Origin of the sequence: Collinsella sp. AM29-10AC, from assembly GCF_003469085.1 — a bacterium.
Classification (GTDB): domain Bacteria; phylum Actinomycetota; class Coriobacteriia; order Coriobacteriales; family Coriobacteriaceae; genus Collinsella.
In genome coordinates this window covers 39,513-54,040 of record NZ_QSKB01000013.1, presented here as the reverse complement: position 1 = coordinate 54,040, position 14,528 = coordinate 39,513, and the positions used below count along the sequence as shown (strand labels likewise).

Here is a 14,528-nt window from a genome sequence, read left to right as displayed (position 1 = left end):
GCGCTTTTTGTTTTCACTTGGACCGGGTATAAGCATCACCACAGTCAACTGCTTTAGAAGCAAGGAGTGCATATGAGCACGTACGCAATTAAGGCTGACAAGTTCTTCTTGCCGGCAGGTCCGCAGCTGGGCGGCTATCTTATGGTCGAGGATGGCGTCTTTGGCGCCTGGCAGGCCGACGAGCCCTCTTGCGAGATTAAGGATTACACGGGATCGTGGATCGCACCGGGTATGGTCGACACCCACATCCATGGCTTCTATAACCACTCGACTACCGATAACGATCCCGAGGGCATCGATATCAGCTCGACCGAGCTCGCCCGTCGCGGCACCACCAGCTGGCTGCCCACGACGTTCACCGATGGCGTCGAGCAGATTAAGGACGCCTGCGCCGCCATCGCCCAGGCGGACGAGGGTCGCGGCCCCGACTTCTGCGGTGCTCGCATTCAGGGCATCTACCTGGAAGGCCCTTTCTTTACCATGAAGCACGTGGGCGCGCAGAACCCCGCTTATCTGATCGACCCCTCCGAGGAGGTCTTCGATCAGTGGCAGGAGGCTGCGGGCGGTCGCATCGTTAAGAGCGCCATGGCGGCCGAGCGCGACGGTGCCGCTGCTTATGCGGCTGCTCTGAACGCCAAGGGTGTGGTGACCAGCATCGGTCACTCCGACGCCACCTACGATGAGTGCATCGCTGCCATCAACGCCGGTGCCAGCTGCTTTACGCATACCTATAACGGCCAGCGCGGGCTGCATCACCGTGAGCCCGGTGTCGTGGGTGCTGCTATGTCCACGTCCGAGACTTACGCCGAGATCATCTGTGACGGCAAGCACGTAAACCCTGCCGCCATCAAGGCGCTGCTGCAGGCCAAGGGCTGGCAGCACACGGTACTCATCACCGACTGCCTGGGCTGCGGCGGCATGCCCGAGGGCAGCTACACCAGCGGCGGCATGGACGTCATCATGAAGGACAACCTGTGCTGGCTCGCCGATGGCAAGAGCATTGCCGGTTCGGTGCTCACGCTTGCCCAGGGCGTCAAGAACATCGTCGACTGGGGCATCGCCAGCGCCGATATCGCCATTCGCATGGCAACCGAGGTGCCGGCACGCTCCGCGCACATCGAGGATAAGTGCGGCAGCATCATGCCGGGTCGCGACGCCGACTTTGTCGTGTTCGACCATGAGCTCACCCTCGTCGAGACGTATGTTGGCGGCCAGAGCGTCGGCAACGCCTTTACCGAGTAACGAAAGAAAAAGACGGCGGGCCCGAATCTGCTCGGACCCGCCGTATGGGTTAAACGCTCAAAAGCACCTTTACAGTTACAGCTTGTTAGCGATCTTCTTTGCCGTGCGCTTAACGCCGGCCACCAGGCCTCCTGCAGGATGCTCCTTTTCGTAGGCTAGACGCTTCTCGCGCTTGGCGTACTCTTCGACGATGATGTCTCCATACTCGTCTTCGATCTTGTCGAAGAAGTCGACGGCACCCTTAATTTCCTCAGCGGTCGGGTGCCCCTTTTGGACCCCGCCGGTGAGTTTGAACGGCCCCCACGTATCAAAGCCGGGGCAGCCGTAGACACCCATAAAGATGGCCTGCCTCATGCGGCAGATGCCATCGATATCCTTGCCGTACCACTTGTTTTTGCCACCGTAGGTCATAAGGCCAAACACCTTGTCCTGCGGCTGCAGCACGTTAGTGAGCACGCGTGCCATGTCCTTGTCGATCTCGGAGTAATAGATGCCCGTGGCGACACCAATCAGATGGTATTCGTGCAGGTTGGGATACTCGTTTTTGCCGAGCGTTTTCACGTCGAGGGTATCGATTTCGGGGTGCGCCTCGACGATGGCGTCCACGAGCTTTTTCGTATTGCCGTGGTGGCGTGAGGCATAAAGAATGATGGTTCGCATAAGAAGGCCTTTCAGCTGTAATTGCATCAATGTCTGTATGGTACCCCGTTACATGACCGGGATACCGGACGCATCGATGAGCGTGCGGGTTTGTTCTATGGTTAGGATTGAAACGGGCGCTTGCGTGAAATAAAGCAGTTGTTCGAAAGGATGGGTAATGGAATACGCTCTTTCCAACGATTCGATTTCTATTAAGGTTTCCACTGCCGGCGGCTCGTTTACCTCGATTGAGGCCGACGGTCGCGAGTATTTGTGGCAGGGCGACCCCGCAGTATGGTCCGGTCAGGCGCCGGTCTGCTTCCCGATTTGCGGAGGTCTGCGCGACGGCAGCGCCATGACGTTCGCTGGGCATCATGTGAAGCTCGCCCGCCACGGGTTTGCGCGTAAGCAGGAGTGGAAACTGCTGAGCCAAAGCACGAACGAGCTGGCTGTGTGTCTGGCATCCGAGGATAACGCTGCATTGCTGAGCGATTATCCGTATCCGTTTAAGCTCGTCGCCCGCTATACGCTCGAGGACGCTGCCGTGCGCGTCTCCTATGAGGTGACCAACGAGGGCACCGAGGACATGCCGTTCTTTATCGGTGGACACCCCGGCTTTAGGTGCCCGCTCGACGAGGGCGAGGCCTATACGGACTACGAGCTACGCTTCGAGAAGGACGAGGCGGCGGAGCTTTGCACTGCCGTCCCCTCGACTGGCTTGATTGACGTGACCAACCGCTCCAAGAACCCCATGGTGGGAAAGACGCTGCCCCTGTCGCACGAGCTCTTCGATTTTGCGGAGACCATCTTTGACGTGCTCGAGAGCCGCCAGGTCACGCTTTCCAAAAAGGGCGAGGACAAGGGCGTTCGCCTGAGCTTTGAGGGCTTCCCATATCTCATTGTGTGGAGCAAGCCCGAGGGTGATTTTGTGGCAGTTGAGCCTTGGGGCGGCCTTTCGACCTGCTCCGATGAGGATGACGTGCTTGAGCATAAGCGCGGCTGCCTTGTCGCCAAGCCCAAGGAGACCGTCGTTCGCTCGTTCACGATTGAGATTCTGTAATTCCGTTTTGTCGACTCGTATCGCGAGGCACAAGGAGCCTGCGAGATAAGGAGCTAAAAATGATCCTCACCGTTACGATGAACCCGTCCGTCGATACACGCTATCAGCTCGATGAGCTCATTATCGACGACGTTAACCGTGTGACGCCCGAAAAGACCGCCGGCGGCAAGGGTCTCAACGTGGCCCGTGTACTGGGTCAGCTGGGCGACGACGTTGTGGCAACCGGTCTACTCGGCGGCCACATGGGCGCCTACATGGCCGAGCTCATGGATGCCAACGGCATTAAGAATGATTTTGTACCCATCAAGGGCGAGACTCGCATTTGCCTTAACATCCTCCACGCCGGCAACCAGACCGAGCTACTCGAGAGCGGCCCGACGATTGCCCCCGAGGAGCTCGATGCCTTTACCGCCAAGTTCGCCGAGCTTGCGAGCAAGGCCGCTGTCGTTACCATCTCGGGTTCGCTGCCCCGTGGTGTCGAGGCGGGCTACTACGCCAAGATCACGGGTATTGCCGAGAACGCCGGCGCCAAGGTGCTGCTCGATACCTCGGGTGCTTCGCTCGAGGCCGCCCTTAAGTCCGAAATTAAGCCCGAGCTGGTCAAGCCTAACCTGACCGAGATTAACGGCCTTCTGGGCACGAGCTTTACCACCGACGATGTGGACGAGCTCCGCGCCGCGCTCGCCTCTGATGCCCGCTTCTCCGATATCCCCTGGGTCGTCGTGTCCATGGGCGCTGCCGGCTCCGTGGGCTTCCATAATGGCCGTGCATTCCGCGCCAAGACCCCCGATATCCCCGCCGTTAACGCTACGGGCTCTGGCGATTCGACCATTGCCGGCTTCGCGCATGCGATTGCTGCTGGCGCGGATGACGAGACGGTGCTGCGTACCGCCAACACCTGCGGCAAGCTCAATGCCATGGATCCCATGACCGGCCATCTGGTCATGGACCGTTGGGACGAGGTCTACAACGGCGTTGTCGTGACCGAGCTGTAAAAGCCTGGGCGTCGGCCCCGGCATTGCTTGCTAGCCCATGTCGACGACAAGTGCGGTAGCATTATGCTGGGGCGCGACGCCGAGTTTGTCGTGTTCAATCCCGACCTTACCCTGGTCGAGGCGTATGTGGGTGGCAACAGCATCGGTAACGCGTTTGCCGATTAGCCGCCAAAGAAGCGATCCGAGAGGGGATTTAGATGATTTACGGTGCATTGGGCGATATCGAGGAGTACCGCGGAATGCTCAAGGGCCTCGACGTGCTGATCGACTGGCTCGAGGAGAACGACCCGGCACAGCTCGAGGTCGGCAGCCATCCGATTTTGGGTGAGAAGGTCTTTGCGAACGTCATGTCTCCCACGACGCGTCCCGAGGCCGAGGCTCACTATGAGACGCATCAGCGCTATCACGACCTGCAGATCGACGTCGAGGGTCGCGAGGCCTTTAAGGTCGCCACGGGCAGCCTGACGCTGGTTCAGGAGTTTGACGAGAAGGACGACTACGATCTGGTCGATTCCGACGCTTCGATCGCCGGCGATCTTGCCGACGATAAGTTTGCACTGTTCGTTGCCGGCGAGCCTCACATGCCCACGCTCGAGTTCCCGGGCGATGGCGCACAGCCGGTCAAGAAGATTTGCTTTAAGCTGCTTGCAGATGCTTACTGGGAGGAGTAGCGAACTGCTCGGCTGAGCTGCTCGTCTGATGGCGTGATCCCCTTAGGGAAAACACGCCAGGACCCCGCCAAGCGTTTTTTCCCTAGGGAAATCACGTTTGGCGGGGTTTTCGGTTTTTTGAATAGGGAAGCCTCATTTATTTGCGAAGAACATCGGCTAGCCGCAGGATTGAAATCATCGACCGATAAGTGAGTTCCACTTTTTCGCCCGCAAGCAGTCGTTTCGAGCCAATCTCATCTAGCCCCACAAGCCGAGAAAACAGCGGGCCGCTCATCGTTCCCTCGTCAATTGATTCCCTTATGGTCTTCAAAACGTCCGTATCATGAAGCGATGCCGAGCTGTAGGGGGCAACACGAGCGGAACTCTCAATTAACGACGAGACAAAAGGATGGAGATGCTTTGGACATAGTCCATCAAACACCACATCCCCATTGTCGTTCGAGCCGACCAGGCGCCAAGTATAATGATCGACCCAGTCATCTCCGTCATATATGGCGTCCATGAGCAACTTCCCGTCTAGAGAGAGAAACCTATTTGGACATCGGGGCGCAAGACCGCAATCCATATCGGGCCTGCAGCAGCTCCAACCCAACGCACCACATAGGTTCCCTTTCGTACATGTGTATCAATCTGCCCCGAAATGCCGGTGAATGCAATTCCAGACCCGTTTGTCGGATAGCAATCGACGTATTTTTGTTTTCCGCTCACAACCTTGTATAGATATATCGTTCCAGCAAAAGAGAAGGGATCGTTCGCAATTTTGTCCGGAAGAACTTGCCACCTCAAAATCCCGCTACCAATATGGTCAAGCTTGACCGTTCCGCCGTCCCCCTCAAAAGTGGCAAGGGGATTTACCCCAGACTGAGAGTCGGCATCGCCCTCCTTAGCAGTTATCAGCAGGCTGCCCGTATAAGACTGCTGAGGCTCACCTTCAGGACAGGCAGCCTCGGCCCAAGAAGGGCCACTCAGGCAGAACAGTCCGAGCAGCATCATTACCAACAAAAGAAAACCCTTAGTTCTTTTCATCTATATCGCCAATATCTCTCGACATTTGTATATTGTGACTATTTTAGATCTATATGGCCAATTTGAGCCCTCACCATGGCAATTGTTGCAGCTGGGTTTCTTTTCATTAAGATTTCACTTTGGTAAATCCCCGCCCCTAAGCATTAAACCCGAAGTCCACCGAGTGGGCCGCCGTTGACGTGGCGATGTTTGGATTGGCGCGCACGCACTCAAAATCGGCAACAAAAAAGCCGCCCGAAGGCGGCTATCTTGTGTAATGGAGCCAGCGACCGGGCTCGAACCGGTGACCCCCGCTTTACGAGAGCGGTGCTCTACCAACTGAGCTACGCTGGCGGCCATATGATGACGCAACTGAGGCGTCAACGGCTGTCTATGATACGGGACATCACACATCCGCGCAAGTGTTCTGACGGCTTTTCTCACTTTAAATGCACTAATATTAGAGGCGTGATGTCTGCAGTGCCCATTTGTTACTTGACCTGCTGTTGAGTTGGTGGTCGACGTCCCGCTCGTATGGGTCTCAAACAGAATGGGGCAGCCATGGCTCAACCCAAGATTCTTCTTACGCGTATCGATGACCGTTTCATTTACGGGCAAGACGTTGAGCTGTGGAACGAAGCCGTGGGTTCCAACCTTGTCCTAATCGTCAACGATGAGATCGCGGCGGATTCGCGCCAATGGGCACCAATGAGGGTGGCGGTGCCAGAAGGCGTTTGGACGCGGTTTTTCTCGGTGCAAAGGACTATCGACATCATTCATACCGCAACGCCGCGTCAATGGATCTTGATCATAGTGGCCTCACCCGCCGATGCGCTCGCGCTGGTTAAGGGTGGTGTGCCAATAACCAAGATCAGCATTGGCCATATGCAGGCAGGGGAGGGCAAGCGCTCTGCAACGCCTACCATTGCCGTAGACGATACGGACATCGCCGCCTTCAAAGAGTTGCAAAAGCTCGGCATAGAGCTAGAAATCCGCTATCTCCCCAGTTCCGCCCCCGACCCCATTGGCAATCTGTTCAACTGATCCCTTGGGGACGGAGGAAAACGGATCATTTTGCCCTTGCGAGGGACGCGTGCGATGCCGCCTGTCAAAAACTATGCCCATTTACTACGTTTGATTGGCTATCGTCGAGCATGTCGAATTTGAGATAAACAAAACCGCAGGTATACTGCTCACAAATGTAACAAAAACCGGTGCATGGTCGAGCATCCCGGGCTAAACGTAGTAAATGGGCATAGTTTTGATATGTCACTCATACAGTCACAGAAAAAACGAGCCTAAAAGATGAAAAAGCGCCCGCTGGCGGTGGTGCCGGCGGGCGCTGCTGTGCGATATGTCGCGTTGCGGGCTTAGTGCCTCATAAAGTGGTATTCGATCACATTGCTGTAGGGATGGCCCGGGCCCACAATGCCCTGCGGGAACAGGGGCTGGTGCGGCGTGTCGGGGTACATCTCGGCCTCGAGGGCAAAGCCGGCGCCCCAGCCATAGTTGGCATCGTCCTTGGCGTGCTCGTCGCCCAGCCAGTTGCCGGTGTAGAGCTGCACGCCCGGGGCAGTGGTGTAGTAGTCCATCTCACGACCGGTCCACATCTCCTCGACGTGCATCGCGCGGCGCAGGTTGCGGCCGTACTGATAGCCATCGATGCACAGGCAGTGATCGTAGCCACGGGCCTGCTTGATCTGCGGGTCGTCGGCCTCCATGCCGGGTGCGACGGGGCGAAGCTCGCGAAAGTCAAACGGTGTTCCCTCGACCGGAGCAATCTCGCCGGTGGGGATGTTCTGCTCGTTAATGGGCAGGTAGTGGGCGGCGTTGGCGACAAAGAAATGTTCGCAGTCCATGTCGGCGTTATGGCCTGCAAGGTTAAAGTACGTGTGGTTGGTCATGGACACGTAGGTGGCGCGGTCGCTCTCGCAGCCATAATCGATGCGGAAGACGCCGGTGCGCGTAACGGTAAACACGGCCGTAAAGGTTCGGTTGCCGGGCAGGCCCAGCTCGCCATCCTTAAGCGAGGTGGTCATGCGCACGGCGTTATGGACCTCGTCGAGCTCAACATCCCACACACGTTTGTGCAGGCCGTGCTCAAGGTCGCTGTGCAGGTTGTTGGCGCCCTCGTTGGCGGGCATATGCCAGTCCGTGCCGTCGATGGCGATCGTGGCGCCAGCGGTGCGGTTTGCCACGGGGCCGATGGTCGCACCAAAGCAGGCGGGGTTGTCAAAGTAATCCTCGAGCTTATCAAAGCCCAGCACCACATCGCGTACGTTGCCGGGAATGTCGGGCACATCGATGCCCAGCACGGTGGCGCCATAGTCCATAATGCGAACGCAGATCTCGGGCCCGTTGAGGGTGTAGCGATGAACGGGGGTACCGCACGGCGCGGTGCCGAAAAGCTCGGAAGTGATCATTTGGTTCCTAACATCGAGGTATTCCGACAAACTGTAGCGCGAACAGGCGAGATTATCACTACACCCCACTAAAGCTGGGGGTATTTTTCTCAAAAAAGTGATGATTGGAGCTGTGCGGGCGTTCATTTTTGACGCGTACGAGTCTGATACAATTTGTTCGTTACTGTTTGAATGATATGCGCGCAAAGAACGGCGAGGATTCATCGTGATTAAGGCAGAGCGACAGGATAAGGTTCGTCAGCTGCTCGAGGAGCAGGGCACGGTCTCGGTCAAAGAGATTTCGGATGCGTTGGGCGTTTCGGACATGACGATTCGCCGCGACCTCGAAGAACTTGCGAGCCTAGGCGAGATTGAGCGCGTGCACGGCGGAGCCCGCAGTGCACAGGGCCGTCCGCACGCTATGTTGCGCCATGAGTATTCGCACAGCGAAAAGCGCACTAAGCATGCCGAGGAAAAGCTGCAGATTGCGCGCCGTGCTGTGGAGCTTATCGAGGAGGGCTCGACCATCTTTTTGGGCACGGGCACCACGGTTGAGCAGATGGCCTCGATGCTGCCGACGTTTCGCCTGCGCATTGTGACCAATTCGCTTTCGGTGTTTAACCTGCTCGAGGCGCGCGAAGACTGCGAGCTGTGCCTCGTGGGCGGTATGTACCGTCGCCGCACCGCCGCTTTTGTGGGACCAACGGCCGAGGATACCCTGCGCGCGCTGGGCATCGATGCGGCGTTTATCGGCGCCAACGGTATCTTGGACGGTGACGTATCCACGTCCAACATGGACGAGGGCCGTATCCAGCAGCTCGCCTTTAGCAAGGCGGACTCGCGCTATCTGATCGCCGACTCCAGCAAGATCGGCAAACGTGACTTCTACACCTTCTGCCGCCTGGACAGCTTGGACGCCGTGGTGTGCGAGCCGGATATTGCCGACGAGAACCGCGCCGCCATCGAGGAGCACACGCAGGTCATCTGCTAGCGAGCGTTGCCGGAGATATTGTTTGTTGTGACCTTTGCAATGGTCGGTATTTTTGTAACTATAAGCTCATTTAAAGCTCGGTATTTTTGTATTATTAGATATATCTGAAGGTCGGTATTTTTGTAAACTAGCACGTAAATTATGCTGAGGTGAGATTATGTTTAAACGGAAGGCATATGATCGTCTGCAGGAGTGGAAAGAACGCTCGCAAGGGCGCACTGCGGTGCTTATTGAGGGTGCAAGACGCGTTGGCAAAACGACGCTCGTCAAGTGCTTCGCGCAAAATGAATACAAGGATTATCTGTACATTGACTTTTCGGCTGCTAGCAAAGCCACGCTCGATATATTTCTGAACCATCGTGAAGATGTCGATCTTTTTTTACGCATGCTTCAGCTGCAGTATGGTAAGGCCCTCGAACCGAGAGAGTCGCTGGTCATTTTTGATGAAGTGCAGCGGTTTCCCATCGCGCGCGAATACATAAAGCATCTTGTAGAAGACGGCAGATTTGATTACATCGAGACAGGCTCTCTTGTCTCCATCAAAAAGAATGTCGATAGCATTGTCATACCGTCAGAGGAAGAAAGAATCCCTCTCGAGCCCCTCGATTTTGAGGAGTATCTTTGGGCGACCGGAAAAGATCTTTATGCAGAAGAGATCCGTAAAGCGCGCGAATCTCGGACCGCGCTTCCGGACGGCGTTCATGCGACGTGCATGAGATTATTTGATGAGTATATGCTTGTCGGTGGTATGCCTCAGTCGGTCGACTCCTTTGTGGCAGAGAATGATTTTAGAGGATGCGACAGGGTTAAACGGCAGATTATCGCACTGTACAGGGAGGACATTGCCAAGTTTGGAGGTTCGGACGCTAGACGTGCGCGGGCGGTTTATGACGATATTCCGGGTCAATTATCTGCGGCAAATAAACGGTTCAAATTTGACAGCGTGGAGAAGGGGTCCCGTTTTGAGACATATGAGTCGGCGTTAATCTGGCTTGAGGATGCGCGACTGATTAACCGTTGCTATTTATGCAGTGATCCGAGCGTGGGTTACCGCCTGCACGAGGACGCGTCTTCGCTTAAATGCTATATGGCGGACACGGGATTGCTCGTGAGCTTGGCGTTTGATGATGGTCCGGACCTTATGGATGTTCATAGAGACATTCAATTTGGAAGAATTTCAATTAATAAAGGAATGCTAATCGAGAACATCGTGGCGCAGCAGCTTAAGAGTCTGGGGCATTCGCTTTTTTATTACAGCTGGCAGGAGCCTTCCAAAACAGAGGGGAGTCGGCCCAGAACGCGTGAAATTGATTTTCTTGTTTCGCGCGGCTTTGAAGACGCGGCTGGAAAACCGCGGGTCACTCCTGTTGAAGTTAAATCTTCCAAATCGTATTCAACAATCTCGCTTGACGATTTCGGCAGACGATTCGAACGACGAGTCGGAGAAGAGATAGTTCTTCACCCAAAACAGCTCAGGGCTGAAGGGCATAGGATATATCTACCTCTGTATATGACGATCTTTATCTAATCGGTGGAATGCGGCCAAAAAGGGGGCATGCGGCTGAGATTGTCAGCCCGGTCTTTTTTATTTGTCTCGATCTGTAACAGCTAGGGGCGAAAACACAAGCTAGTTGTTACAGATTTAGATTGAAGGGATTGGCTCGCACGTTTATCTAAATCTGTAACAACTAGACGTCCAAAACCGGGTTAAGTGTTACAGATTTAGATATTTCGGCCCGGCCTCCACGTTTGTCTCAATCTGTAACAGGTGGGACCGAAAAACTCGGCTAGATGTTACAGATTGAGACAAACGGACCTCGACCCGCTCAAAAACAAAAAAGACCGGGGGCGGCGCGCCGTGTGACGTGCCGCCCCCGGCTGAGAAATGGGGACAAGTTATGTGAGCGGGGCATCTCGCTAGTCGCAAGTCGCTAGTCCAGACGACGGGTCTGCGCCACGTGCTTGTACCAGTAGGCGCTTGCCTTGGGCGTGCGCTTTTGGGTCTCAAAGTCCACGTAGAAGAAGCCGTAGCGCTTGTTGTAGCCGTTGGTCCAGGAGAACTGATCCTGCAGGCTCCACAGGAAGTAGCCGCCCACGTTGACGCCCACCTCCATGGCCTTGAGCAGCCAGCGCAAGTGCTGCTCGATGTAGTCGATGCGCGGCTGGTCGTCCACAAAACCGTCCTTGTAGGGGTCCTTGTAGCCCATGCCGTTCTCGGTGATGAAGATCTGCTTGTAGTTGGGGTAGCGCTGCTTAATGTAGACGAGCAGATCGAACAGGCCCTCGGGATAGATGATCCAGTCCCAGTCGGTGGTGGGGATGCCGGGCTTGTTCACATGCTCGCCAATACCCTTAACGCGCCAGCGGCCGGTGCCCTTCTCGCCCGTACCGTTGTGGTGCAGGTCGTTCTCGCCATCGTAAGCCTTGAGGAAGCGGCACTGGTAGTTGTTAACGCCCAAGTAGTCGTTGTAGAGCGCTGCTTCGCGCATAATCTCGAGGTCCTCGTCCAGGATCTCGATGGTGCCGCCCGAGATGGCGGCCAAGCGGTTGGCGCACTCGAGGGTGTCGGGCGCGTAGTCGCCGCGGAAGGTAGCGTCGAGCAAAAACTGGTTTTGCAGCACGTGCTCGTTGTTGGCGGCTTTGATGTCGGCGGGGTCGTTCTCGTTGAGCGGGTACTTGAACTCCAGCGACTGGATGACGCCGATCTTGCCCTTAAAGCCGCCGTTGTGGAAGGCCAGCACGGCCTTGGCGTGGGCGAGCATCATGTTGTGCTCGCACTGGAAGGCCTCGGCCAGATGCGCCTTGACGCCGCCGGGGAAGGTGCCCTCGATGTAGGTGTTGGAGGCGTCCGCCCAGATCTCGTTAAAGGTGAACCAATAGGTCACCTGGTCGGCGTACTCCTTAAAGCAGAAGGTGGCAAAGTCCACAAAGGCGTCGATGGTCTCGCGGTTGAGGAAATCGCCCTTCTCAAAGAGGGGAAGCGGCGTATCAAAGTGATGCAGCGTGACAAACGGCTCAACGTGGTGCTTGTGGCACTCGGCGAAAAGGTCGTGGTAGAACTGGACACCCTCGGGGTTGATCTCGCCGGTGCCGTTGGGGAAGATGCGGCTCCAGGCAATGGAGAGGCGAATGCCGTTGATGCCAAACTCCTCGCACAGCTCCAGGTCGACGGGGTACTGGTTGTAGAAGTCCGAAGCGGGATCGGGGGAGAAACGGCCTTGGGCTTCCAGAAAGTCGTCCCAGGCAACCTTGCCCTTACCGTGAGTGCGGGTCTCGCCCTCTACCTGGTAGGCAGCAGTGGCGCCGCCAAAGACAAAGTCCTCGGGAAACTGCGCAGGCGGATTGGTGACGCTAGCAGGATTAACGGACATGATGATCCAATCGTCTAAATCGAAGGGCCAACCGGCTGTTGATGGTCGGCTGGCCCTGGGCGTTACTTACTTCGATAGTTGCTCGGAGACGAAGGCGAGAGACTTGTCGCCGTTCTGGGAGAGCTCGATGTACTGCTTGCCACGGCAGGCGACGCACTTGTTGCCCACACGCTCGCAGTCTTTCTGCAGGTCGGCCAGGTAGCTGGCTGCCTGCGGGGCCAGGACGACCAGGTCAAAGTCGGGGAGCATGTCGACGTGGTTGCCATAGGCTTCGGCAGCGGTCTCCAGATTGATGCCGCGCTCCTTGGCAGCCTTGGCCAGCGCGTTGGCGAGCAGACCCGAGGTTCCGCCACCCTGGCAGAGCACGAGCACGCGCTTGCCGTTGAGGTCGCTGGCGGTCGTTGCCTCGGCAGCGGGTGCTGCAGAAGCGGCAGGGGCGTCGGCCTTCACGGCCTCGGCTGCGGCGCCGGCGGCAACGCTCTTGGCATCGGCCTTGCCCTGGAAGGCGTCGTTGAGCTTGGCGGCCTTCTCGGCGTTCTTGGCGGTGAGCTCCTCCTGGGAGATCTCGGCCTCCTCGGCGCACTTCTGGGCGTCATAGGCACGGAAGAACGGGTAGTACAGGACGAAGTCGACGACCAGGATGAGGGCGAGCATCACAAAGGCGAGCGGCTGGAAGCCCAAGCCCATGATGGTGCCGATGGGGCCGGGAACGGTCCAGGGCAGGGTGTACATAAAGCCGTTCATGCCCAAGAAGTCGATAAAGATCTTGAGGATCCAGATGTTGGCGATCGGGGCAAAAACAAACGGGACAAAGAAGACGGGGTTGAGCACGATAGGCGCGGCGAACAGCAGCGGCTCGTTGACAGCAAAGCAGACCGGGACGATGGCGGCCTTACCGACGGCGCGCATCTCCTGAGACTTGGCCAGGAAGCAGAACATAAAGACCAGGACGAGCGTGGCACCGGTGCCGCCCATGCAGACGACGAAGTACTGGGCACCCTGGGTCAGGACAGCGGAAGCGTGCTGGCCGGCCTGGAACGCAGCCAGGTTGTCGGTCATGTTGGCAACGAGAGCGGCGGCGATGGCGGGCTCGACGATCGAGGGGCCGTGGACGCCGACGAACCAGAAGAGGCTCATGGCACCGTAGATCACAGCGAGGCCGATGTAGCCGTCGGCGGCGGTGAACAGGGGCTGGAACACCTGGATGACGCCCTGGGCAAAGCAGAAGCCAAAGGCAGCGCGGAAGACGATGTCAAAGACCCAAAAGACGGTGATGCAGACGGAGAAGGGGATGATGTCCTTAAAGGTCTGCGAAATGTTGGGCGGAACCTGCTCGGGCATCTTGACGGTGATGTTGCGCTTGATAAAGAACTTGTAGATGATGCCAGTCACAAACGCAGCGATGAAAGCAGTCAGCAGGCCCTTGGAACCAAGGTAGGTGGTGTTGAAGCCGCTGGCGGCGTCCGTGGCGATCGTGTCGCTCGAAAGGAGCAAGAAGCCGATGATGGCCGCGCACATGCACGAGATGAAGTTGATCTGGTTGTTCTTGGGCAGATCACGGTTCTGGGCGTCGGCGAAGTGCTTGGCCGTGGTGGCGGCGCAGGCGATGGCCAGGATGCCCATGGAGTAGTTGTAGCACTTCCACAGGGCGTTGTTGATGTCATCGGGCCAGTAGAAACCCCAGATGTTGGGGACCGAGGCTACCAGGCAGAAGATGGACGAGAAGATGATGATGGGGATGACGGAGATAAAGCCGTCGCGGATCGCCTTGAGGTACTTGTTGCGGGCGATCGCGTTGAAAAAGGGTTGGCCCTTTTCGATGATGGCGATGAGTTGCTCCATGCAATGCTCCTAAGAGTCGGTGGGTTAGCAACGATGGTAACTTTTGGCGTTCGGTTGCCAAAATGTTGACGTTGCCATTTTGCGACACAAAAAAAAGACGCGAACTGATGGTTCCTGTGCCTGCGAACCGTCGATTCCTTATGCGTAAACGTTTGAGCCGCCCGGTGGCTCTGTGTTTGCACAATGGCAACGTTAACATTTGGACTACAAAAGCCGTTCGGGGAAGCAAAAATGTCGGTGAACGGTAGGTTTTGGGTGGTGAGCGTATGGCGGAGGAGGCGTTAGATATACTTAAAGACGTTTCATGTGA

The 14,528-nt window shown here is 56.8% G+C and carries 13 protein-coding genes and 1 tRNA gene; 7 read left to right on the top strand and 7 right to left on the bottom strand.

Features of this window, described 5'->3' with window-relative positions:
- Positions 1-72: 72 nt before the first annotated feature.
- Positions 73-1,242, top strand: coding sequence for an N-acetylglucosamine-6-phosphate deacetylase (gene nagA / locus DW754_RS05665; RefSeq protein ID WP_117646248.1), 1,170 nt, complete (start codon positions 73-75; stop codon positions 1,240-1,242).
- A gap of 75 nt (positions 1,243-1,317) precedes the next feature.
- Here nagA and DW754_RS05660 read toward each other — a convergent pair whose 3' ends face one another.
- Positions 1,318-1,902 carry a hypothetical protein gene (locus tag DW754_RS05660; protein WP_117648434.1) on the bottom strand — a complete coding sequence of 195 codons (585 nt, stop codon included), beginning with the start codon at positions 1,900-1,902 and terminating at the stop codon, positions 1,318-1,320.
- Between the two features lie 157 nt (positions 1,903-2,059).
- Here DW754_RS05660 and DW754_RS05655 point away from each other — a divergent pair, with 157 nt between their 5' ends.
- From DW754_RS05655 to DW754_RS05640, 3 genes are all read left to right on the top strand, one after another.
- A complete protein-coding gene (locus DW754_RS05655; RefSeq protein ID WP_117758690.1) occupies positions 2,060-2,941 on the top strand; it encodes an aldose 1-epimerase family protein in 882 nt (293 codons plus the stop codon).
- Positions 2,942-3,000: 59 nt separating this feature from the next.
- Positions 3,001-3,936 carry a hexose kinase gene (locus DW754_RS05650; protein ID WP_117648435.1) on the top strand — a complete coding sequence of 312 codons (936 nt, stop codon included), beginning with the start codon at positions 3,001-3,003 and terminating at the stop codon, positions 3,934-3,936.
- A gap of 197 nt (positions 3,937-4,133) precedes the next feature.
- On the top strand, positions 4,134-4,607 hold the full coding sequence (locus DW754_RS05640; protein ID WP_089572396.1) for a YhcH/YjgK/YiaL family protein: 474 nt from the start codon (positions 4,134-4,136) through the stop codon (positions 4,605-4,607).
- A 136-nt stretch (positions 4,608-4,743) separates the two neighbouring features.
- Here the strand turns inward: DW754_RS05640 and DW754_RS05635 are convergent, their stop codons facing one another.
- From DW754_RS05635 to DW754_RS05625, 3 genes are all read right to left on the bottom strand, one after another.
- Positions 4,744-5,109 (bottom strand): hypothetical protein, encoded by a 366-nt coding sequence (locus tag DW754_RS05635; protein WP_117736085.1) that lies wholly within the window; start codon positions 5,107-5,109, stop codon positions 4,744-4,746.
- Between the two features lie 14 nt (positions 5,110-5,123).
- On the bottom strand, positions 5,124-5,633 hold the full coding sequence (locus DW754_RS05630; protein ID WP_117736086.1) for a hypothetical protein: 510 nt from the start codon (positions 5,631-5,633) through the stop codon (positions 5,124-5,126).
- 257 nt (positions 5,634-5,890) lie between these two features.
- Positions 5,891-5,966: transfer RNA gene (locus DW754_RS05625), tRNA-Thr, on the bottom strand.
- A gap of 207 nt (positions 5,967-6,173) precedes the next feature.
- Here DW754_RS05625 and DW754_RS05620 point away from each other — a divergent pair.
- Positions 6,174-6,656 carry a PTS sugar transporter subunit IIB gene (locus DW754_RS05620; protein ID WP_117637050.1) on the top strand — a complete coding sequence of 161 codons (483 nt, stop codon included), beginning with the start codon at positions 6,174-6,176 and terminating at the stop codon, positions 6,654-6,656.
- Between the two features lie 326 nt (positions 6,657-6,982).
- Here DW754_RS05620 and DW754_RS05615 read toward each other — a convergent pair whose 3' ends face one another.
- A complete protein-coding gene (locus DW754_RS05615; RefSeq protein WP_158561618.1) occupies positions 6,983-8,035 on the bottom strand; it encodes an aldose epimerase family protein in 1,053 nt (350 codons plus the stop codon).
- 205 nt (positions 8,036-8,240) lie between these two features.
- Here DW754_RS05615 and DW754_RS05610 point away from each other — a divergent pair, with 205 nt between their 5' ends.
- Complete coding sequence (locus DW754_RS05610) at positions 8,241-9,005, top strand: DeoR/GlpR family DNA-binding transcription regulator (protein WP_233508883.1); 765 nt, start codon at positions 8,241-8,243, stop codon at positions 9,003-9,005.
- A 157-nt stretch (positions 9,006-9,162) separates the two neighbouring features.
- Positions 9,163-10,533 carry an ATP-binding protein gene (locus tag DW754_RS05605; protein WP_117637046.1) on the top strand — a complete coding sequence of 457 codons (1,371 nt, stop codon included), beginning with the start codon at positions 9,163-9,165 and terminating at the stop codon, positions 10,531-10,533.
- A gap of 403 nt (positions 10,534-10,936) precedes the next feature.
- Here the strand turns inward: DW754_RS05605 and lacG are convergent, their stop codons facing one another.
- Both lacG and DW754_RS05595 read right to left on the bottom strand, forming a co-directional pair.
- Positions 10,937-12,376, bottom strand: coding sequence for a 6-phospho-beta-galactosidase (gene lacG, locus DW754_RS05600; protein ID WP_117758688.1), 1,440 nt, complete (start codon positions 12,374-12,376; stop codon positions 10,937-10,939).
- A gap of 66 nt (positions 12,377-12,442) precedes the next feature.
- The gene (locus DW754_RS05595) at positions 12,443-14,218 is read right to left on the bottom strand and encodes a lactose/cellobiose PTS transporter subunit IIB (RefSeq protein ID WP_117758687.1); all 1,776 of its coding nucleotides are present in this window, start codon (positions 14,216-14,218) and stop codon (positions 12,443-12,445) included.
- Positions 14,219-14,528: the final 310 nt, after the last annotated feature.

Excerpts from the sequence above, each read along its gene's own strand:
- nagA (WP_117646248.1), top strand. The coding sequence starts at position 73 with ATGAGCACGTACGCAATTAAGGCTGACAAGTTCTTCTTGCCGGCAGGT.
- DW754_RS05660 (WP_117648434.1), bottom strand. The coding sequence starts at position 1,902 with ATGCGAACCATCATTCTTTATGCCTCACGCCACCACGGCAATACGAAA.
- DW754_RS05655 (WP_117758690.1), top strand. The coding sequence starts at position 2,060 with ATGGAATACGCTCTTTCCAACGATTCGATTTCTATTAAGGTTTCCACT.
- DW754_RS05650 (WP_117648435.1), top strand. The coding sequence starts at position 3,001 with ATGATCCTCACCGTTACGATGAACCCGTCCGTCGATACACGCTATCAG.
- DW754_RS05640 (WP_089572396.1), top strand. The coding sequence starts at position 4,134 with ATGATTTACGGTGCATTGGGCGATATCGAGGAGTACCGCGGAATGCTC.
- DW754_RS05635 (WP_117736085.1), bottom strand. The coding sequence starts at position 5,109 with ATGGACGCCATATATGACGGAGATGACTGGGTCGATCATTATACTTGG.
- DW754_RS05630 (WP_117736086.1), bottom strand. The coding sequence starts at position 5,633 with ATGAAAAGAACTAAGGGTTTTCTTTTGTTGGTAATGATGCTGCTCGGA.
- DW754_RS05620 (WP_117637050.1), top strand. The coding sequence starts at position 6,174 with ATGGCTCAACCCAAGATTCTTCTTACGCGTATCGATGACCGTTTCATT.
- DW754_RS05615 (WP_158561618.1), bottom strand. The coding sequence starts at position 8,035 with ATGATCACTTCCGAGCTTTTCGGCACCGCGCCGTGCGGTACCCCCGTT.
- DW754_RS05605 (WP_117637046.1), top strand. The coding sequence starts at position 9,163 with ATGTTTAAACGGAAGGCATATGATCGTCTGCAGGAGTGGAAAGAACGC.
- lacG (WP_117758688.1), bottom strand. The coding sequence starts at position 12,376 with ATGTCCGTTAATCCTGCTAGCGTCACCAATCCGCCTGCGCAGTTTCCC.
- DW754_RS05595 (WP_117758687.1), bottom strand. The coding sequence starts at position 14,218 with ATGGAGCAACTCATCGCCATCATCGAAAAGGGCCAACCCTTTTTCAAC.